At 67.0% G+C, this 20,544-nt stretch carries 22 protein-coding genes; 16 read left to right on the top strand and 6 right to left on the bottom strand.

Translation table 11 applies throughout. The annotated features are described in order from the left end of the window. Nucleotides 1-58: 58 nt before the first annotated feature. Nucleotides 59-1,468 (top strand): FAD-dependent oxidoreductase, encoded by a 1,410-nt coding sequence (locus ACWDUN_RS16045; RefSeq protein ID WP_449930261.1) that lies wholly within the window; start codon nt 59-61, stop codon nt 1,466-1,468. Nucleotides 1,469-1,508: 40 nt separating this feature from the next. Here the strand turns inward: ACWDUN_RS16045 and ACWDUN_RS16050 are convergent, their stop codons facing one another. Further along, a complete protein-coding gene (locus tag ACWDUN_RS16050; protein ID WP_141864116.1) occupies nt 1,509-2,732 on the bottom strand; it encodes an MFS transporter in 1,224 nt (407 codons plus the stop codon). After that, complete coding sequence (locus ACWDUN_RS16055; protein WP_030133918.1) at nt 2,729-4,078, bottom strand: NAD(P)-binding domain-containing protein; 1,350 nt, start codon at nt 4,076-4,078, stop codon at nt 2,729-2,731. The genes ACWDUN_RS16050 and ACWDUN_RS16055 overlap by 4 nt, the downstream gene beginning before the upstream one ends. A gap of 87 nt (nt 4,079-4,165) precedes the next feature. Here ACWDUN_RS16055 and ACWDUN_RS16060 point away from each other — a divergent pair, with 87 nt between their 5' ends. The 8 genes from ACWDUN_RS16060 to ACWDUN_RS16095 are packed head-to-tail and all read left to right on the top strand — an operon-like array spanning nt 4,166 to nt 10,468. Beyond that, on the top strand, nt 4,166-4,525 hold the full coding sequence (locus ACWDUN_RS16060; protein WP_081843341.1) for an ArsR/SmtB family transcription factor: 360 nt from the start codon (nt 4,166-4,168) through the stop codon (nt 4,523-4,525). Between the two features lie 16 nt (nt 4,526-4,541). Beyond that, a complete protein-coding gene (locus ACWDUN_RS16065) occupies nt 4,542-5,309 on the top strand; it encodes a helix-turn-helix domain-containing protein (RefSeq protein WP_030133920.1) in 768 nt (255 codons plus the stop codon). Nucleotides 5,310-5,356: 47 nt separating this feature from the next. After that, nucleotides 5,357-6,325, top strand: coding sequence for a sterol desaturase family protein (locus tag ACWDUN_RS16070; protein WP_030133921.1), 969 nt, complete (start codon nt 5,357-5,359; stop codon nt 6,323-6,325). A 17-nt stretch (nt 6,326-6,342) separates the two neighbouring features. Next, nucleotides 6,343-6,750, top strand: a complete 408-nt coding sequence (locus ACWDUN_RS16075; protein WP_030133922.1) for an ArsR/SmtB family transcription factor — start codon at nt 6,343-6,345, stop codon at nt 6,748-6,750. Beyond that, a complete protein-coding gene (locus tag ACWDUN_RS16080) occupies nt 6,750-8,717 on the top strand; it encodes a heavy metal translocating P-type ATPase (RefSeq protein WP_030133923.1) in 1,968 nt (655 codons plus the stop codon). The genes ACWDUN_RS16075 and ACWDUN_RS16080 overlap by 1 nt, the downstream gene beginning before the upstream one ends. Beyond that, a complete protein-coding gene (gene lspA, locus ACWDUN_RS16085; protein WP_030133924.1) occupies nt 8,714-9,220 on the top strand; it encodes a signal peptidase II in 507 nt (168 codons plus the stop codon). Before ACWDUN_RS16080 ends, lspA begins: the two co-directional genes overlap by 4 nt. Beyond that, nucleotides 9,217-9,816: a cadmium resistance transporter gene (locus ACWDUN_RS16090; protein WP_269975774.1), complete on the top strand. Its 600-nt coding sequence runs from the start codon at nt 9,217-9,219 to the stop codon at nt 9,814-9,816. The genes lspA and ACWDUN_RS16090 overlap by 4 nt, the downstream gene beginning before the upstream one ends. Before the next feature lie 58 nt (nt 9,817-9,874). Beyond that, a complete protein-coding gene (locus tag ACWDUN_RS16095; protein WP_030133926.1) occupies nt 9,875-10,468 on the top strand; it encodes a TlpA family protein disulfide reductase in 594 nt (197 codons plus the stop codon). Nucleotides 10,469-10,515: 47 nt separating this feature from the next. Here the strand turns inward: ACWDUN_RS16095 and ACWDUN_RS16100 are convergent, their stop codons facing one another. After that, on the bottom strand, nt 10,516-10,860 hold the full coding sequence (locus ACWDUN_RS16100; RefSeq protein ID WP_030133927.1) for a DUF3703 domain-containing protein: 345 nt from the start codon (nt 10,858-10,860) through the stop codon (nt 10,516-10,518). A gap of 137 nt (nt 10,861-10,997) precedes the next feature. Next, nucleotides 10,998-11,381, bottom strand: a complete 384-nt coding sequence (locus ACWDUN_RS16105; RefSeq protein ID WP_030133928.1) for an ArsR/SmtB family transcription factor — start codon at nt 11,379-11,381, stop codon at nt 10,998-11,000. A 24-nt stretch (nt 11,382-11,405) separates the two neighbouring features. Here ACWDUN_RS16105 and ACWDUN_RS16110 point away from each other — a divergent pair, with 24 nt between their 5' ends. Next, nucleotides 11,406-12,092, top strand: a complete 687-nt coding sequence (locus ACWDUN_RS16110) for a DsbA family protein (protein ID WP_042509751.1) — start codon at nt 11,406-11,408, stop codon at nt 12,090-12,092. 69 nt (nt 12,093-12,161) lie between these two features. On the opposite strand, the gene ACWDUN_RS16115 is transcribed toward ACWDUN_RS16110, so the two are convergent. Next, entirely contained in the window at nt 12,162-12,503 is a 342-nt protein-coding gene (locus tag ACWDUN_RS16115; protein WP_449930270.1) for an alkylmercury lyase, read from the bottom strand. A 656-nt stretch (nt 12,504-13,159) separates the two neighbouring features. Continuing rightward, nucleotides 13,160-13,966 (bottom strand): alpha/beta fold hydrolase, encoded by an 807-nt coding sequence (locus tag ACWDUN_RS16120; protein WP_141864110.1) that lies wholly within the window; start codon nt 13,964-13,966, stop codon nt 13,160-13,162. Nucleotides 13,967-14,121: 155 nt separating this feature from the next. Here ACWDUN_RS16120 and ACWDUN_RS16125 point away from each other — a divergent pair, with 155 nt between their 5' ends. The 6 genes from ACWDUN_RS16125 to ACWDUN_RS16150 all read left to right on the top strand — a co-directional run bounded on the left by ACWDUN_RS16125 (nt 14,122) and on the right by ACWDUN_RS16150 (nt 20,533). After that, nucleotides 14,122-14,334, top strand: a complete 213-nt coding sequence (locus ACWDUN_RS16125) for a heavy-metal-associated domain-containing protein (RefSeq protein ID WP_030133932.1) — start codon at nt 14,122-14,124, stop codon at nt 14,332-14,334. After that, nucleotides 14,331-15,302 carry a heavy-metal-associated domain-containing protein gene (locus tag ACWDUN_RS16130; RefSeq protein WP_141864108.1) on the top strand — a complete coding sequence of 324 codons (972 nt, stop codon included), beginning with the start codon at nt 14,331-14,333 and terminating at the stop codon, nt 15,300-15,302. Before ACWDUN_RS16125 ends, ACWDUN_RS16130 begins: the two co-directional genes overlap by 4 nt. Nucleotides 15,303-15,343: 41 nt before the next feature. Next, the gene (locus ACWDUN_RS16135; protein ID WP_449930273.1) at nt 15,344-17,611 is read left to right on the top strand and encodes a heavy metal translocating P-type ATPase; all 2,268 of its coding nucleotides are present in this window, start codon (nt 15,344-15,346) and stop codon (nt 17,609-17,611) included. A 24-nt stretch (nt 17,612-17,635) separates the two neighbouring features. Beyond that, entirely contained in the window at nt 17,636-17,911 is a 276-nt protein-coding gene (locus tag ACWDUN_RS16140) for a YHS domain-containing protein (RefSeq protein WP_141864105.1), read from the top strand. Between the two features lie 71 nt (nt 17,912-17,982). After that, nucleotides 17,983-18,312 (top strand): metal-sensitive transcriptional regulator, encoded by a 330-nt coding sequence (locus tag ACWDUN_RS16145; protein ID WP_141864103.1) that lies wholly within the window; start codon nt 17,983-17,985, stop codon nt 18,310-18,312. A 97-nt stretch (nt 18,313-18,409) separates the two neighbouring features. Further along, on the top strand, nt 18,410-20,533 hold the full coding sequence (locus ACWDUN_RS16150; protein WP_141864101.1) for a heavy metal translocating P-type ATPase: 2,124 nt from the start codon (nt 18,410-18,412) through the stop codon (nt 20,531-20,533). Nucleotides 20,534-20,544 lie beyond the last annotated feature (11 nt).

Here is a 20,544-nt window from a genome sequence, read left to right on the forward strand (position 1 = left end):
CACGCTGCACCGCGGCAGCACCCACCCTTCCCACTCGATGTACCGAGGAGACTTCGTCATGCCCGCACGCCATATCGTCGCCATCGGCGGCAGCGACGCCGGAATCAGCGCTGCCCTGCGCATCCGTGAACTCGACCCCAGCACCGACGTCACCGTGGTCGTCGCCGACGCCTATCCCAACTTCTCCATCTGCGGCATCCCCTATTACGTCTCCGGGGAGGTCTCGCACTGGACCCATCTGGCGCACCGCACCGCCGACGACCTGGCCGCCACCGGCATGCGGGTCCTCACCGACACCCGCGCCACCGGAATCAACGCCGCCGAACACACCCTCGACGTCCTCGACCCCACCGGGGCACCCACCGAACTGTCCTATGACGCCCTGATCGTGGGCACCGGCGCCGTCAGTGCCCGCCCACCCATCACCGGACTGACCGGACCGGACGCCCTCGGCCCCAAAGATGGCGTGCACCTGCTGCATTCGATGGGCGACACCTTCGCCGTCATGGACTCCCTGGAGCAACGCCAACCAGCCACCGCGGTCATCATCGGCGCCGGTTACATCGGCCTGGAGATGGCCGAAGGGCTCACCACCCGCGGTATTGCCGTCACCCAGATCGAGGCGCTAGCCGAGGTGTTGCCGACCGTCGATCCCGAGCTGGGCGCCTTGGTCCACGACGCACTGGAACGCCACGGCGTGCAGGTCCTCACCCACACCACCGTTTCCGCCGTCACCCGCACAGACACCGGAGCGATCACGGTGACCGCCCACCGTGGTGGTGAAACACTGCAGCAGACAGTCGATTTCGTGCTCGTCGTGGTCGGTGTGAAGCCTGATGTGGAGCTGGCCGTCGACGCCGGCGCCGAACTCGGAATCAAAGGCGCGATCGCCGTCGATGAGGCGATGCGCACCAACCTGCCGGATGTGTTCGCCGCCGGGGACTGCGTACACACCCACCACCGCCTCCTCGGCGTGACGTGGCTGCCGCTGGGCACCACCGCCCACAAGCAAGGCCGGGTCGCGGGGGAGAACGCTGTCGGCGGTTCAGCGCGGTTCGCCGGCAGCCTCGGCGCCCAGGTGGTCAAGGTCTTCGACTTGGTGGCCGCCCGGACCGGGCTGCGTGATCACGAAGTGCTGGCCGCCGACCGCGGGTGGACACCGGTCACCACCACGGCCACCCCGGATGACCACAAGGCCTACTACCCGGGCGCCACCCCGATTCACATCCGAATCACCGGCGACGAACATACCGGCCGGCTGTTGGGTGCCCAGCTGGTCGGACACCGCAGCGCCGAGGTGTCCAAGCGGGTCGACACCTACGCTGCCGCACTGTTTCACGAGATGAGCGTCGAGGGCTTCTCCGAGCTGGACCTGTCCTACACCCCGCCGCTGGGATCACCCTGGGATGCAACGCAAATGGCCACCCAGACCTGGGCGCGCCACCTCCGGGCGAAGGCATTCAGCTGACCTCCCGGCTGCACCGGATCGGAGCCCACGCCGAAAGCGGCTAGATCCGGACGACCGGAGCGGGGGTCTGAACCCGGGGCCTGGTGGCCACCGCTATCAGTGCCCCCGCTGCGGCGATCGCACCGAGGGCGACGAACATCGCGGCGTAGCTACCGAGAAGGCTGGCCAGAGCCGCGCCGACGAACGGGCCGACCGCGGTAGCGATCATGATCGGCGCGGACAGGATGCCGCTGAGATGGCCGTAATGGGTGGGGCCCCACCTTTCGGTGACCGCGGTGGCCTGCAGCAAGGTCATGATGCCGCGGATCACTCCCGCCCCGATCGCCACCACGACCAGCGCAGCGAAACTGCTGAACAGCCCCAGCAGCGCGGTGGTGGCGGCGACGCCGGCCATGACGAGCACCGTGCGGGGCACGACACCGACGCGGCGCACCAACCTCTGATAGCCCAGGCGGCCCAACACCTGCCCGGCGCCGCCCAAGCCAAGCGCAACCGCCGCGGCACCGGTGCTGATGCCACGTTGACTCATCAACGGCACCAGGTTCGCGATCACCGCATACGAGGCGAGCCCGGCGAGCGCGAACGCCGCGATCAACGCCAGGAACGGCCCGCTCCGAGCGGTGCGGGTCGGCGCCTCGACATGCTGATGCGTGGTGGTCACCGCCGGCCATGGGCGCCGCAAGCCGAAGAAGTGCGCCGGGATGGTGATCACCGCCATCACGGCAGCCAGAACAAGATACGTGTGACGCCAACTCATCTGGGCTGACAGTGCCGCGGTTAAAGGGGCGAACACGGTGCTGGCGAAACCAGCCACCAGCGTCAACGCGGTCAGTGCACGCACGGCGTCGGTGCCGAAGAACCGGGTCAGCGCCGCGAACGCGGGCGCATAGAACACCGCGCTCATCGCCACCCCGGCCAGCACCCAGGCCGCGACGAACCAGCCGTAGTTCGGCGCCGTCACAACCGCCACCACCGCGAGGCTGCCCAGGATGGAGCCGGCGGTCATGATCCAGCGCGGACCCACCCGGTCCAACCACCGCCCAATAGGGATGCCCACCAATGCCGCGGTCACCAACCCCGCGGAGAACGCGGCCGTCACCGCCGGCGGGGACCAGCCGGTGTCGGCGCTGATCTGCTCCGAAAGCACGGTGAAGGCGTAGTACAGCACGCCCCAGCTGCTGATCTCGGTGACACACAACGTCACCAACACCCAGCGCAGCCCGTGAGCTGCACCGGGCGCCGGATGAGGATTGGCCTGGGTCATCCGCCAATGGGGTTCAGCGACAACGACAGCAGCTGCGGTGCCGAGTTCTGCGACGTCGGGGCTGGTCCGCAGCACCCGCCCCCGGCGTTCTCGCCCTCGGGGCTGTCGAACAAGCCCGCCCCGTTGCACACCCCGGTATCGGGCAACGTCAGCTCGACCCGGCTCGCGGCCTCGTGGTCGCCGGCCAGCTCGGCGGCGATGCTGCGGACCTGCTCGTAGCCGGTCATCGCCAGGAACGTCGGCGCCCGGCCGTAGGACTTCATGCCCACGATGTACAGATTCGGCTCGGGGTGGGCCAATTCGGCGGCGCCGTGCGGCAATACGCTGCCGCAGGAGTGCATGTTCGGATCGATCGAGCCTGCCAGGTTGATCGGGGCCTGCAGGATCGGGTCCAGCGCGATGCGCATCTCCGACAGGAACGACAGGTCCGGCCGGAACCCGGTGAGCACCACCACGTGATCGGCTGGCGCCAAAGCGCGCCCGTCCTCGGCGGTCACCACCGCGCGGCCGTCGACCAGATCGATGCGCTCGGTGCGGAATCCGGTCGACAGCGACACCCGGCCCGCCTCGACCGCTTCCTTGGATCGCACACCCAGAGCGCCGCGCTGGGGCAGTTCATCGGCGGCGCCCCCGCCGAAGGTGTCCTCGGAGACCCCGCGGCGCAGTACCCACGTCACCGTCGTCGAGGGATCCTTGCGGACCACCTCGCCGAGCTGGATCACCGCGGTCATCGCCGAATGCCCGCTGCCGACCACCACCACGTGCTTGCCTGCCAAACTTGAGGCCTGCGCGAGGGTCGGCGGAACATAGGTCAGCACCCCGGAGGTCGCTGCCGCGCGTTCCCCGATCGCCGGAACCCCGTCAGCGCCAGCAGGGTTGGGCTGGCCCCAGGTGCCCGAGGCGTCAATGACCGCCTGGGCCTGCACCCGGCACTCCGTTCCGTCAGCGTTGCTCACGTGCACGACGAACGGCGTCTCGGCACGACCAGGCGTGACGAGCCGGTCCCGGCCCAACCGGGACACCGCCTCCACTCGCGCGCCGTACTGGACCCGTTCACCCAAGGCGCCCGCCAACGGTGCCAGGTAGTCGTCGATCCACTCCCGGCCGGTCGGGAATCCGGAAGCGGAGGCCGTCCAGCCCGTCGGCTCCAACAGTCGTTCGGCGGCGGGGTCCACCAGTTCGGGCCACGGGGAGAACGTGCGCACGTGCTCCCACTGCTCGACGGCCGATCCTGGACCTTGGCCGGCCTCCAACACCAGCGGGGTGAGTCCGCGCTCCAGTAGATGCGCGGCCGCCGCCAGACCCAGCGGTCCGGCCCCGATCACTACGACGGGCAGCTCTGACATGCCCCACTCCTCTCATCGACGTTCTTCGATGGGACTGATCGTGCTTGACGCATCGACGTTTGTCAATGCGTGTGCCATCATGAGGACATGGCAACCGCGACCGCACCGTTGACCTCAAGTGATGTGGCCAGCTGCTGCTCACCGCTGACCGGCGGCGTGCTGGACACCGCTGCCGCCGAACGACTCGCCTCGGTGTTCAAGGCGCTTGCCGACCCGGCACGGGTCAAACTGGTGTCGCTCATCGCCGCATCAGACGGTGGGGAAGCCTGCATCTGCGACCTCACCGAGCCACTTGGGCTGAGCCAACCCACGGTGTCCCATCACATGAAGCTGCTCGTCGACAGCGGCCTCGTCAGCCGCGACCAACGCGGCAAGTGGGCCTACTACCGCGTCAATGTCGCAGCCCTGGACCGCATCGCCACCGCAATGTCGACGCATTCAGAATGACCATCGTTCGATGGCGATGAATAGGTCCGGCCTTGATCTCGGCGTGGAGCCGCGCTGGGGCGGTGCGGCACTGCTGCGTCCGGGGGTGTTGGCGTTCACCGGGTCCATCGGCACCACCGATGCCCACGCCCATCACGCCGTGCAGATCATCACCGCGACAACGGCGTTCACGGTGCTTGACGAGCACGGCGCGCGGCACCGCGGCACGAAGGTGGTCGTGCCCGCCGATGCCCCCCATCGAGTCGAGGTCGGAGCGCCGGAGGGCACGGTGGTGTTCCTGGAGCCGGAGTCCGCGCCGGGACGGTCTGCGCAGCTGCGTGCGGTCCACTCTGGGTGGACTGTTGCCCCGGTGCTGACGTTCACCCGTCGGCGAGCGCTGGCCACGGTGGTCGACGAGCTGATCGCGCACCTGGCGCCCGTCCTTGCCGTAGACGACAGGGCGCACCATCCCGCCATCGTTGACGCGTTGCGGCTGTTGCCTGACCTTGTGGCGGCGGGCCCGGTCAGCGGTACAGAATTAGCTGCACGGGTCGGGATTTCGCCGAGTCGGCTGACGCATTTGTTCACTGAGCAGGTCGGGATTCCGTTACGCCGTTACGTGTTGTGGTCGCGGCTGCGGATCGCGATCACCCGCGTGCAGTCCGGGGACGACCTCACTGGGGCGGCGCACGGTGCGGGTTTCGCCGATAGCGCGCACCTTTCTCGCACGACCCGCGAGATGTTCGGCTTGGCGCCCTCGGTGTTGAGCCGGCACGTGTCCTGGGATCTCGACAGCACCGGTTAGCCGAATCGTTCAAGCCCCGCCGTGGCGGCGGCCGCGACGATCAAGGCATGAGTACGACTTCCATGACATCGATGGCCACCAGCGCGGTTCAGGTGGTGGCCCGGTACGGCTATGTGCCGTTCATGCTGATCGGCCTCAACGGCGCGGGTATCGCCGTGGCCGCGGCCGGGGCACCGAAGTACTGGTTGATGGTCATTCTGGTCGTCGCGATCGCGACGGCGTTTCTGGTCGAACGGGTCATCCCGTATGACCCCGAGTGGAACCACGACCGTGCCGATAGCACCCGCGACCGCATCCACGTCGCGGTCAACGAAACCCTCATCCTGGGCAGCGTGGCCGCCATCCCGCTGCTCGCCGCGATCGTGCCCGCGCCCCAGTTGTGGCCGTACAGTTGGCCGTTCGTCGCACAGGTGCTAGCCGCGATCCTGGTCGCGGATTTCGGCATCACCGTCGTACACCTGGCCAGCCACAAGATCGGCGTGCTGTGGCGATTCCACGCGGTGCACCACAGCATCACCCGCTTCTACGGCCTCAACGGCCTGATGAAACACCCCCTACACCAAACCGCCGAGATGGCCGCCGGCGTGGCCCCCCTGATCCTGATCGGCCTGCCCGTCAACGTGGCCTCCGTGTTGGCGCTGGCCGTGGCAATCCAGCTGCTGTTGCAGCACTCCAACGCCGACTACCGCATCGGTCCCGCCAAGTACGTCCTAGCCCTCAACGAAGGCCACCGCTTTCACCACCTCAAGTGGGCCGGCATCGGTGACGTCAACTTCGGACTGTTCACCCTGGTGTGGGATCACCTGCTGCGCACCTACTCCTACGACCCCGCCCGACGATTCGACTCCACCCAACTCGGCATGGCCGCCAAACCCGACTACCCCAGCGGCTACCTGCGCCAGATGATCTACCCGTTCACCCGCGACGGCGGATGCACCCTCACACCCACCGCCACCGCGGCGACGAACGGCACCGAGACGTCGACGCCCGACCCCAGCGAAAAGTATCGCTGCTAACCGGTCATAATCGTCATATGGCGATGAATAAATCGGATGCGTGCCTCGGCGGCAGCGCCCCAGGAAACTCCTCGAATCTGGATGCGGCGGTGGCGCTATTTCACAGCCTCTCCGATTCGGCTCGGTTGGCGATCGTGCGCCGCCTCGCTGACGGGGAGGCCCGCGTGGCCGACCTGATCGGAGAGCTGGGGTTGGCCCAGTCCACCGTGTCGGCGCATGTGGCGTGCCTGCGGGACTGCGGGCTGGTCACCGGCCGCCCCGAGGGCCGGCAGGTGTTCTACTCGCTGACCCGCCCCGAACTGCTCGACCTGCTCGCCTCCGCCGAAACACTGCTCGCCGCCACCGGCAACGCCGTCGCACTGTGCCCCACCTACGGCACCCGCTCCCGCACCGACGCGACGACCAGCACGAAGGAGACTCGCTGATGAGCGACGCCTGCGGCTGCGGCAACGACGAACCCCGCGGCGCCGACGAGGAGGAGCGTGAGCCCGAGCGGCTGTGGCAGATCAAGGAACTGCAGTTCGCCGCCATTTCGGGGGTGTTCCTGCTGGCAGCGGTGATCGCCGGGTTCCTCGACGTCGCCGAGCCGGTCGTGCGCACGCTGGAAGCGGTGGCGCTGCTGGCCGGCGCCTATACCTTCGTGCCGTCCACCCTCACACGGCTGGCCAAGGGCAAGATCGGCGTGGGCACGCTGATGACCATCGCCGCCGTGGGCGCGGTGATCCTCGGCGAGGTGGGTGAGGCCGCCATGCTGGCCTTCCTGTTCTCCATCAGCGAGGGACTGGAGGAGTACTCGCTGGCGCGCACTCGCCGCGGACTGCGCGCACTGTTGTCGCTGGTGCCCGACGAAGCGACAGTGCTGCGTGACGGTAGCGAAAAGACCGTGGCGACAGCCGATGTGCGGATCGGCGACCGGATGCTGGTCAAGCCCGGTGAGCGCGTCGCCACCGACGGCATCATCCGCGACGGCCGCACCGCGCTGGATGTCTCGGCCATCACCGGTGAGTCGGTCCCCGTGGAGGCTGGGCCCGGTGATGAGGTGTTCGCGGGGTCGATCAACGGCACCGGGGTGCTCGAGGTGGAGGTCACCACCACCGCCGAGGACAACTCGCTGGCCCGCATCGTGCGCATCGTGGAGGCCGAACAGTCCCGCAAGGGCGCCTCCCAACGCCTGGCTGACCGCATCGCCAAACCCCTGGTTCCCGGGGTGATGATCGTCGCGGCGCTGATCGCGGTGATCGGCAGCCTGCTCGGGGACTCGGCCACCTGGATCGAACGTGCCCTGGTGGTGCTGGTCGCCGCCTCGCCGTGCGCCCTGGCGATCTCGGTGCCCGTCACCGTGGTGGCCGCCATCGGCGCCGCCAGCAAGCTCGGTGCGCTGGTCAAGGGCGGCGCCGCGCTGGAAGGGCTGGGCAAGATCCGCGGTGTCGCGTTGGACAAGACCGGGACGCTCACCGCGAACCGGCCCGCAGTCATCGACGTGGCCACCACCCACGGCGCCACCCGCGAGCAGGTGCTGGATCTGGCTGCGGCTCTGGAAGCGCGCAGCGAGCACCCGCTGGCCGCGGCGATCCTCGCCGCCGTCGAGGACGTCATCCCTGCCACCGACGTGGAGGCCGTCACCGGCGCCGGGCTCACCGGACGCCGCGATGGGCACACGCTTCGTCTGGGCCGCCCCGGCTGGCTCGACCCTGGCCCGCTCGCCGAGGAGGTCGCGTGCATGCAGCAGGCGGGGGCCACCGCCGTCCTCGTCGAACACGACAGCCAGGTCATCGGTGCCATCGCCGTGCGCGACGAGCTGCGCCCCGAGGCCGCCGAGGTGGTCGCCCGGCTGCGCCGCGACGGCTACCACGTCGCCATGCTCACCGGCGACAACCAGGCCACCGCAGCGGCTTTGGCCCGCGACGTCGGGATCGACGCCGTGCACGCCGAGCTGCGCCCCGAAGACAAAGCGCGACTGATCGAAGAGCTGCGGGCCCAGCGCCCCACGGCGATGGTCGGCGACGGCGTCAACGACGCTCCCGCGCTGGCCACCGCCGACGTCGGTATCGCGATGGGCGCGATGGGCACCGACGTGGCCATCGAAACCGCGGACGTGGCGTTGATGGGCGAAGACCTGCGCCACCTGCCCCAGACGTTCACCCACGCGCGCCGGGCGCGGCGGATCATGCTGCAAAACGTCGGCCTATCCCTGGGCCTGATCATCGCGTTGGTGCCGCTGGCACTGTTCGGGGTGCTCGGGCTGGCCGCCGTGGTGCTGGTCCACGAACTCGCCGAGATCGTGGTCATCGCCAACGGTGTGCGGGCTGGGCGCACCAAGCCACTGGCCGCTGCGCCGGTCGATCCGGCCGCCAGCGACACCCGCGCGGCGCCGGTGGGCGCGCCGTCGTGACCGCTGGCCACACCGGCGCCGAGGCCAGGGTAATTCGGGGCCGGATCACCCTGGCCGCCACGGCGGTCATCGCCGCCGGACTTGATCTGGGACTGAAGACGTGGGCCGCCCGGGCGCTGAACGATGGCAGCTCAACAGATCTCGGTCTGCTGCACCTGCGGCTGGCGTTCAACCCCGGGGTGGCATTCAGTCTCGGCGACACCCTGCCCCCAGCGGTCCTGCTCGGCGTCACCGGCGTGATCGTGGTCGCACTCGCGGTGTTCGCGGTCCGCGTCACTCGCACCGCCGCGCTGCCCGTCGTGCTGGCGCTGGCCGCGATGCTGGGTGGCGCGGTGGCCAACCTGATCGATCGCGCCGCTGACGGACTGGTCACCGACTACCAGCACACGGGCTGGTTTCCGACCTTCAACCTCGCTGACGTCTTCGTCGTCGGCGGCGGAGCCGTCCTCGCTGTGGCGAGCTGGCGCACCAGCGACACCGCAGCCACGGGGGCCGGCGCATGATCCTGTCGTCAGTTCTGCCCGCGATCGGCCTGTTCATCGTCACCAACATCGACGACATCATCGTGCTGTCGCTGTTCTTCGCCCGCGGCGCGGGGCAACGCGGAACAACGGCCCGGATCACCGCAGGCCAGTACCTAGGGTTTGCGGGGATTCTGGGCGCGGCGGTGCTGGTGACGTTGGGTGCCGGGGCGTTCCTTCCCCCGGAGATCATTCCGTACTTCGGGCTCATACCCCTGGCCCTGGGACTGTGGGCGGCATGGGAAGCCTGGCGTGGAAACGACGATGACGACGACGATGGAAGAGTCGCGGGTAAGAACGTCGGCATCTGGACCGTCGCGGCAGTCACCTTTGCCAATGGCGGGGACAACATCGGCGTCTACGTCCCGGTCTTCCTCAGCGTGGGACCCGCGGCCGTGGTGGCCTACTGCGTCGTCTTCCTCGTGCTCGTCGCGGACCTCGTCGTCGCCGCCAAATTCGTCGCCACCCGCCGGCCGATCGCCGAGGTCCTCGAACGCTGGGAACACGTGCTGTTCCCGATCGTCTTGATCGCCCTCGGCATCTTCATCCTGGTCAGCGGCCTGGTCTTCTCAGAGTGAGGCAGGCCCCGCCCGCGCGCCACATCAACGCCAGAACGCTTGTGGTGAAGGAGGTTTCATGCGTAGCGTCAGGCAAATAGTGGCCGTTGCGGCAGCCCTTGTCATCGCGGCAGCCCAGGTCACCGGCTGCACCACTGGTGAGGATGCCGTCGCCCAAGGCGGTACGTTCGACTTCGTTTCCCCCGGCGGCCAGACCGCGATCTTCTACGACCCACCTTCGAGTCGGGTGACGATCGGCGACCTGAACGGCCCCGACTTGTTCACCGACGAAACGATCTGGCTGTCGGATTTCACCGGGAAGGTGGTCCTGATCAACGTGTGGGGCTCGTGGTGTGCGCCCTGCCGCACCGAAACTCCGGAACTGGAGACGGTCTACGCCGAATACCGCGACCGCGGTGTGCAGTTCCTGGGTATCGACGTACGCGACAACAGAGATACTGCACGCGATTCCGTCACTGACCGCAACGTGCAATATCCCTCCATTTTCGACCCCGCAATGCGCAGCCTCATCACCCTGGGACGCACCTATCCGACCAGCGTGGTCCCCACCACGATGGTCCTCGACCGCCAACGGGTCGCCGCGGTGTACCTCATGGCACTACTAGCCGAAGACCTACGGCCTCTACTCGATCGGCTGACCACCGAGCGATGACTCCTCACTGGACAGCAGCTTTGAGTGCGAGATCGCCGTGGCGGTGTTCACCTGCTGGTTAAGACTGCGGCGAGGTCGTCGGGGACGGGCATCGGTGTCATCAGCCCCGCCGTGACACGGCCGGTGTTGCCGACGGGATACCGACCGGTCATCGACCCAGGGGCAGCGACCATGAGGCGCAGCACCTGCCCGAGCGCTTCGCGGCGGTCGTGCTGGCGCACGGCCAACACCAGCATGGCGGCGTGGTTGCAGGTGTGCAGCCATGGATCTGGCTGCGACACGATGTGAGCCCTCTCCAGATGTCGCCATCGCACCAGCGAATCCTCGGCTTTCATGGCGGCGTCCATTTCGCTGCGATACACCAGGCGGGCCTGCGCACTGATCCTTGGCATCACACTCGCTCCTGTCGTACGGTCGGCAGTGCGGTCACGACCGCAAGACGGCCACCGCCACCAGCGGCATTCGTTACTTGTCAACACTTTCAGGACCCGCCCTGAACTCGGCATCGGATTACGGGCTGCAGCACGCATCAGCCACGATTCGGACTCTCTCCAGCAACCGCGGCCACACCGGACAACACCGCGGCCGTCAACTGGCGCCCACGCTCGGTCAGCCGATACATCACCAACTTCCCCTGGCGCCGCGAGGACACCAACGACGCATTCTTGAGCTGACGCAGATGGTGTGACACCAAACCCTGAGACAACCCCACCACCCAGGCCATGTCGCAGACGCACAATTCCTCGCCAGTGGCCAACGCGGCCGCTATGGACAGCCGGGTGCCGTCCGCCAGGCCACGCGCGGCTGCGGCTGCGGCCTGCACGGTGGCGTTGTCGGGCACCGCGGCCCGGATGGACTCTGCATGCGGGAGGTCCAAACACAGCAGGTCGCAGGTGTCCACCGGCTCGGCCATATCGATATACTAAAGTACGTTGATATGAAGATGAAAGGCCCCGGCTCGATCCTGGCCAGTACCCGCGTGCTCCTCACGCTCTTGGTCATCGCGGTCGCGACCGTGGGGACCGTCGTGTTTCTCTCCGTGCGCGATACCGGCTCAGCTCCCGACATCGCAGTCGACGACGGGTCAGCCGGGCAGACGGTCCGGGAAAACAGCCACCGGCTCAACTCGGTTCCCGACAGCGAGGTCTACTTCGTCGAGTTTCTCGACTTCGAATGCGAAGGCTGCCGGGCACTCTATCCCGCCATCGAGCAGCTCCGCGCCGAGTACGGCGACCGGGTGAACTTCGTGCTGCGCTACTTTCCGCTGCGCTCGCACTTCAACGCCGAACGCGCCGCACGCGCGGTGGAAGCCGCCGCCCAACAAGGTCAACTCGAAGCCATGTACCGCAAAATGTATGAGACACAAGCAGAGTGGGGCGAGCAACAAGTTCCCGCCGACGACGTCTTCCGGGGCTTTGCCCAACAGCTGGGCTTGGAGATGGAGGCCTTCGACGCCACCTACAACGACCCCGCAACCCTGCAACGCATCCAACTCGACATCGCCGACGGCACCGCACTCGGTGTACAGGGAACACCCACCTTCTTCATCAACAACGAGCGGATCCAGCCGCGCAGCTACGACGACCTGACTACGGCACTCGACCAAGCTCTGGAGCGCGGATAAGGCGCCCTTGTCTCGTTAGAACCAACGCGGCGATCCGTTTGCTGTCTCACATTAGTGCCCACGCATCGGTTAGCTGCGCGACTGTCGGCGCCGCAACGCTTCGTTCAGCTGGGTGACCGTTGGCAACCCCATCAGTCCGGTATCGGTCTGATACACCCGGCACGCCAACTCCGTCACCGGTACCGCATCGTCAAAAGCGTCTGTGCCGTCGATGAGGATGGTGGGAGAGCCCGCGAACGGCAAGGCGGCTGCCTCTTCGTCCGTAGTGACCCGCCGATACGTGATCTCGACGTCGGCCAATCCGGCTGCTGCCGCGCCCACACGAGCACCGGCTTCCTGCCAATTCGGGCACCCGTCGAAATAGACAATTTCCACTCTCATATGCCGATTGTGCGCGTAAAGAGCCGGCAAGCGCTTCACCTTCAAGTACGGACGTCTCCGCACGATCTCCCCTGCTGTCTCGTTTTTAAAGAAATGAGACCGCCCTGGGCTGCCCACGTTGCCGGCCGCATAGCGCCAAGTCGCGATGTCTCATTTCTTGTCCCACACGGCGTGTCTCAGATCCTCGATGGCGGTAAGCAGTGAGAAGTCATTGCAGGACGGCGATCCTCGGCTACGTCCGAGTTTGCGCCACTGGCCAGGTGCTCGACGCGCAAGTAACGTTGCCGCGACTGCCGGCGTTGATCTGTACCGCTGACGGGGCCTGCGAAGATAGGGCTGGCAATAAGCGCGTAGGCGCCGAATGGCAGAGGTTGGCGACAAACGTCTGACATGTCGCACATTGTGCGGGGATACCCCCGAGGGGTACTTTGCGGTTGTATCCACGGCGGGTACCTCGTCGACTGGGAGGCCTATCGTTCATGACGGCACAAGAGAAACTCCGGCGGCTCACCCAGAGTTCAACCATACGGTCGATCGCCAAGTGCGTGGCCCTGTGCACGTTTAGCCAAATCGCCGGCGGGCGCCGCCCTATCAAGGCCGATACGGGGAAATCCTGCTGCAGCTAAGGGCCTGCGGACCGCGGCCACCTCGGTGTCCCTGACGGGCTGCGCCGCTATTTGATGGCCTTAAATGTCCCGGTCCGACGTGGCGAGGAATTGTTCGATTGCCGGGCCGAAGGCGCGCGCCAGGTCTTCAGCGTTGGCGAGCAGGTCGGACATCGCGACCTCGGCAAGCTCTCCGTGCGGAAGGGCGTCGGCGAGGGTGCGCGCGAGTTGCGTAGGGTGGCGTGAGTAGTCGCCGGCGATGATGAGCGTCGGCGTGTTGATGCGCCGGAGTTCCTCGACAGTCGCGAAAGCGCGGTCATGACCGATTGTCGCTGCGACAGCGGCACTTTGAGCGTCAGCGCGCGGAATGGCCTCGGTGACGAGGTTGGCAATGAGCGGCTGAAGATGAGGGACAAACAGCTCCCAGGCGGCCTGTAAACCGCGGGAGCGGGCGCGGTTGGCGAAACGGTCCATCAGCTCTGTGTCGGCAGCCTTGTCCTCGTCGTCCTCGATAGCTTCAGCACTGATGATGACTGCGGACCGGGCGACATGGCGGTGTTCCAGACATGTCCGCAAGGCAATCGTGCCGCCGAGGCCGGCGCCGACAAAGTGGGCGGACGTGGCGTCGAGCGCGTGCATGATCTCAATGGCGTCGGTGACGTACTGATCCCAGCGGTGCAACGTCGGGTCGGGGCATCGCGATGCTCCATATCCTCGAATATCCGGCAGCGCAACGCGATACCGGCCAGCAAGTCTATTGGCAAGCGGCCGCATGCTGTAGTGGTCGGGCCCACCGCCGTGCAGCATGACGATCAGCTCGCCGCGGCCGACGACCTCGCCCATGAGCGGCCAGCCGTCATCCCCGGCGTGCAACGTTCGCACCCCCATCGGTTCTCTCCCTTCGTCGCGGATTCCTCGACCGGCGTCGACGCGGCATCGCCAAGGGTCCGAGGAACCCGCCCTTGCAACATACCCTCTAGGGGTATAGGTTGGTGTACGCATACCGGGTAGGGGTATCACGCGTTGAAGATGGGAGTTCGGTCATGAGCACGATCACGTACGCCGTCACGGGAATGACCTGCGGGCACTGTGAGCTGTCGGTGCGAGAAGAAGTCAGCGAGGTCGCCGGGGTTCAAGACGTCGAGGTGAGCGCTTCGACGGGCACTCTGATCGTGACTTCCAGCGGTCCCGTCGATGACGCCCAGATCCTGCATGCGGTCGACGAGGCCGGTTATTCGGCGGTGCGTGTCGCATGAACGCTGCGGGACGGTTGGCCGCTTTCGGTGCGGGACTGGCGGTGGCGTTCACGGCTGCGTACGTCACCGCCGCGGCGGTCGACCCCGACACCGCGGTGACGGCCACTCAGCACGTTGGCGCTGAGCCCGCGGTTGATCACAGCGCGCCGATCGAGCAGGCGTTGCCGGTATCTCCTTTGTCCGCTGATCCGCCGGGGTTGTCGCTCGCCCAAGACGGATACGCGCTCAGCGCGGTGCGGGCACCCGGCGCACCCAACGATCGTGGCAGTTTGAGCTTCACCATTGCTGATCCCAGCGGTGCGCCGCTTCTGGACTACGCGACGGTGCACGACAAGCAGCTGCATCTCATCGTCGTCCGTTCTGATGGTGAGCATTTCGCGCACGTACACCCGGTCCTAGATCAGGCAACCGGCATATGGTCGACGCCCTGGGTCTGGAAGTCCGCCGGGACCTACCGGGTGTTCGCGGACTTTCAACCTGCCCAGGCTGGCAGTACCAAACTCACGCTCACCCGCACAGTCGACGTGGCTGGCGAGTTCTCCCCGTCGATGCCGGTGGCCGCACGCATGGTGGACGAAATTGCCGGGTACACCGTGGAACTCGACGGTGCGCTTACCGCGGGCGTCTCGACACAGGTCACAGCGAAGGTCTCCCGTGACGGCGAGCCGGTGAGCACATTGCAGCCCTACCTGGGGGCATACGGTCACCTCGTCGCGCTGCGTGAGGGCGACCTGGCGTACCTGCACGTGCACCCTGAGGGCGCTGAGCCCCAGGGGGACCGCACCGGTGGGCCTGCGGTGTCGTTCGCCGCGACCGCACCCACCGCCGGTCGCTACCTGCTCTACCTCGACTTCAAGGTCGACGACACCGTGCACACCGCCACCTTCGTCGTCGACGCCGCACGCGGCGACACCAATCAGCCCTCACCAGAATCGCCTGGCGACACCGGCCATGCCGGCGGGCACTGACGACCTCCGTCCGCCTAGAAACTGAAAGACAGAGGCAACACATGACGACATCGACACCCGTGTCCGGCCCGAGCATTGAATTACGCATCGGAGGAATGACCTGCGCCTCATGCGCCAACCGCATCGAACGCAAGCTCAACAAGATCGACGGCGTCGCGGCCACGGTCAACTACGCGACCGAGAAGGCCACCGTCACGGTGCCCGACGGATACGATCCCGCGCAGCTGCTCGCCGAGGTGGAAAACGCCGGCTACAGCGCCGCGCTACCCACACCGGAGAAGCCCGCCCCGCCCGGAGAGACAGGCGAGACCGACGACCCCGAAAGGGTGTCCCTGCGCCACCGGCTGACCGGTTCGGTGCTGCTATCGGTGCCGGTCATCGCGATGGCGATGATCCCCACGCTGCAGTTCACCTACTGGCAGTGGGCCTCGCTGGTGCTGGCTGCGCCGGTGATCGTCTGGGCGGCGTGGCCGTTTCACCGCGCAGCCTGGGCCAACCTGCGCCACGCCACGGCAACGATGGACACGCTCATCTCCCTGGGCACCTTGTCGGCCTTCCTATGGTCGCTATACGCGCTGTTCTTCGGGACCGCCGGCACCCCAGGAATGAAGCATCCCTTCGAACTGACACTCGCACCGTCTCACGGCGCCGCCAACATCTACCTCGAAGTCGCCGCTGGCGTAACAACATTCATCCTTGCCGGGCGCTACTTCGAGAAACGGTCCAAACGGCAAGCCGGCGCGGCGTTGCGCGCCCTCCTGGAGATGGGCGCTAAGAAGGTGTCCGTTCTGCGCGACGGCGCGGAAACGAAGATCGCCGTCGAGGACCTGATGGTGGGCGACGAGTTCGTCGTGCGCCCGGGAGAGAAGATCGCCACCGACGGGGTGGTGGCGACGGGGACATCAGCGGTCGATGCCTCGATGCTGACCGGCGAATCGGTCCCCGTGGAGGTCGGCCCAGGGGACACCGTGGTCGGTGCAACCGTCAACGCCGGCGGGCGGCTGGTGGTGCGCGCCACCCGCGTCGGTTCTGACACCCAGCTGGCGCAGATGGCCCAACTGGTGGAGAACGCACAAACCGGCAAAGCCCAGGTCCAGCGTCTGGCCGACCGCATCTCCGGCGTCTTCGTGCCGATCGTCCTCGCGATCGCGGTGATCACACTCGGCGCATGGCTGGGCGCGGGCTTCCCAGTCGCGGCCGCCTTCACGGCCGCGGTGGCGGTCCTGGTAATCGCCTGCCCCTGCGCGCTCGGTTTGGCTACGCCGACGGCACTTCTGGTGGGCACCGGTCGCGGCGCGCAAATGGGCGTGTTGATCAAGGGCCCGGAGGTGCTGGAGTCCACCCGCAAGGTCGACACCGTGGTGCTGGACAAGACCGGCACCGTCACCACCGGCAAGATGACCCTGGTCGACGTCGTTACCGTCCAGGGAACCGAACGCGTGGACCTGCTCCGGCTGGCCGGCGCATTGGAGAACGCCTCAGAGCACCCGATCGCCCAAGCCATCGCCACCGCCGCCGCCGAAGAACTCGGGACGCTACCCACCCCCGAGGATTTCGCCAACGTCGAAGGCAAGGGTGTGCAGGGCGTCGTCGACGGCCACGCCGTCGTCGTGGGGCGCGAATCACTGCTCGCCGACTGGACCCAACACCTGAGCCCAGAGTTGGTGCAGGCAAAAAGCTCGGCCGAAGCGCAGGGCAAGACGGTGGTCGCCGTCGGCTGGGACGGTCAGGCTCGCGGAGTACTCGTCGTCGCAGACACCGTGAAACCGACGAGCGCTCAGGCGATCTCACAGATGCGGGAACTCGGTCTGACGCCTGTGCTGCTCACCGGGGACAACGAAGCCGTCGCCCGCCAGATCGCCGCCGAGGTCGGCATCGACACCGTGATCGCCGAGGTCATGCCCAAAGACAAAGTCGACGTCATCGCCCGGCTGCAAGCCGAGGGCAAAACGGTGGCGATGGTCGGCGATGGCGTCAACGATGCGCCCGCCCTCGCCCAAGCCGACCTCGGCCTGGCCATGGGTACTGGAACCGATGTCGCGATCGAAGCCTCCGACATCACCCTGGTACGCGGCGACCTGCGCAGCGCCGTCGACGCGATCCGGCTATCCCGCAAAACATTATCGACGATCAAGACGAACCTGTTCTGGGCGTTCGCCTACAACGTCGCCGCCATACCGGTAGCAGCACTGGGCATGCTCAACCCCATGCTCGCCGGCGCGGCCATGGCATTCTCCAGCATCTTCGTCGTAGGCAACAGCCTCCGACTGCGCGGCTTCACATCCACATCCTCGGCCCCCACTCACTAACCCTTACCGCATCAAGGAGAACCCATGTCCGACAAAAAGAACCTGACGTCGAGCTGCTGCTGCAGCGGCTCAACACCAGACCTCGACACGACGATCATCAATCCTGCGGCCACGAACCTCCTCGACCCCGCAACGGACCGGGCAACATGCCCGGTGATGCCCGGCACGCCAGTGGACAAGACGGCCGCCGAAGCCGCGGGCCTGTTCCGCGACTACCGCGGCCGACGGTACTGGTTGTGCTGTAAAGGATGTGGACCGCGGTTCGATCGTGACCCCGACAAGTACGCCAGCGCGGCGTGACTGACATCTCACACACCGGCCGCCGAGAGCCCGGCGGCGGTGCCCACGCTCACCGGAACGAAGGATCTGCCATGACGCACGTCGATGACGCTGATGACTGCCCGGCATCGGGTTCGGTGCACCACGGCTACATCACCGACAAAGACAAGTACCTCAAACGCTTGAAACGCATTGAGGGCCAAGCCCGCGGCATCAGCCGGATGATCGAGGAGGAACGCTATTGCATCGACATCCTCACCCAGGCTGACGCGTTGACCAAAGCCCTGCAGAGCGTCGCGCTGGCCCTGCTCGACGACCATCTACGACACTGCGTTCGAGACGCCGCTGCCGCCGGGGGGCCAGCCGCCGACGCCAAACTCACCGAAGCATCCGAAGCCATCGCCCGACTCGTGCGGTCATGACCCGCACCGGCGGTGCAGCGACGCGGCCGCCTGGGATCGTCGCCGCTGCACACCCTGGCGCGAACAGACACGTGAGACTCCTCAAGGAGAGCGCAACATGACCAGCCACGACGAGCACGCGTTACCGGCATCGCACAACGGCGTTCACGCCAACCACGACGATCACGGCGAGCACCCTGCTCACGACACCAACGTCCGCCACGACCACCATGGCGACCACGGGGGTCACGCCGGCCACGGCGCCGATCATGTTGCCGTGTTCCGGAAGCTGTTCTGGATCAACTTGATCATCGCCATCCCAGTCATCGCGTTCTCGACCATGTTCGCCATGCTGCTCGGCTACGCAGTGCCCGACGTCCCCGGCGGCCGCTGGATCGCACCACTGCTGGGCACGGTCATGTACGTCGTTGGCGGTCGCCCCTTCCTCACCGGCGCCGTCAGCGAAATCCGTTCCCGCAAACCGGGAATGATGCTGCTCATCGGTCTGGCCATCACCGTCGCATTCTTCGCCTCCTGGGGCGCGAGCCTGGGTGTGCTCCACCACGAACTGGAGTTCTGGTGGGAACTGGCGCTGCTGATCGTCATCATGCTGCTCGGCCACTGGGTCGAGATGCGCTCCCTGGCGCAGACCACCTCCGCACTGGATTCCCTGGCCGCCCTGCTTCCCGACGAGGCCGAGAAGGTCGACGGCGAGCGCATCGTCACCGTCTCACCCGCCGACCTGCGGGTGGGGGATCTGGTGGTTGTGCGACCCGGTGGCAGCGTCCCCGCCGACGGCAAGATCGTCGACGGACGCGCGGACATGGACGAGTCGATGGTGACCGGTGAATCGCGGCCGGTGGCCCGCGGCGTCGGAGATGCGGTGACGGCCGGAACCGTGGCCACCGATTCCGGGTTGCGGGTCGAAATTACCGCCACCGGCGATGACACCGCCCTGGCGGGAATCCAGCGCCTGGTCACCGAAGCGCAGAACTCGTCCTCGCGAGCCCAGCGCCTCGCCGACCGAGCGGCGGGCTGGCTGTTCTGGTTCGCCTTGGGGACGGCCGCCATCACCGCCGTGGCGTGGTCGATTGTCGGAGACCCTGATGCCTCCGTTGTCCGGGCGATCACCGTGCTCGTCATCGCTTGCCCGCATGCGTTGGGATTGGCGATACCACTGGTGGTGTCGATCGCGACCGAGCGCGCCGCGCGGGGCGGCGTTCTGATCAAGGATCGCCTCGCCCTCGAAGGCATGCGCACCGTTAACGCCGTGCTCTTCGACAAAACGGGCACCCTGACCAAGGGTGAACCGACCGTGACCGCGATCGAGGCCAGCGGCGACCTCGACGACAACACCGTGCTCGCCTTGGCCGCTGCCGCCGAGGCCGACAGTGAACACCCCCTCGCGCGGGCAATCGTGAAAGCCGCCGAGGAGCGCGCACTCACTGTGCCGCGCGCCAGTGGCTTCTCATCTTCCCCGGCGGTGGGTGTGACCGCGACGGTGGAGGGCCACGAGATCCGGGTGGGCGGCCCGCGCCTGCTCGACGAGATCGGCGGACAGGAAGTTCACGCGGCGACCTCGTGGCGCGACGAGGGCGCGATCATCCTGCACGTCGTCCGCGACGGCACTGTGCTCGGCGGCCTCCGCCTGGCCGATGAGATTCGCCCCGAGTCCCGCGAAGCGGTCGATGCCTTGCACAAGCTCGGCGTCGAGGTGGTCATGATTACCGGTGACGCCGAAGCGGTCGCGCAGGCGGTAGGTCACGAACTTGGCATAGATCGGGTGTTCGCCGGAGTACGCCCGGAAGACAAGGCGTCGAAAGTTGCTGCGCTGCAACAGGAGGGCAAGAAGGTCGCCATGGTGGGCGATGGTGTCAACGATGCCCCCGCGTTGGCGCAAGCCGACGTTGGCATCGCGATCGGCGCCGGCACCGACGTGGCCATCGCCTCTGCCGGCGTGATACTGGCCAGTTCGGACCCGCGCTCGGTGTTGTCGGTGATCGAACTGTCGCGTGCCAGCTACCGAAAGATGAAGCAGAACCTGTGGTGGGGGGCGGGCTACAACCTCATCGCAGTGCCCTTGGCTGCCGGTGTGCTCGCACCGATCGGGTTTGTGCTGCCGATGTCAGTCGGCGCGATCTTGATGTCGTTGTCGACGATCGTCGTGGCGCTTAACGCGCAACTGTTGCGCCGCCTCGACCTGAGCCCTGCGGCCAGCACACGCGCAGTCCTGGATCGCTGACACGGCAGGCG

The sequence above is a fragment of the Mycobacterium sp. NPDC003323 genome (assembly GCF_053589535.1).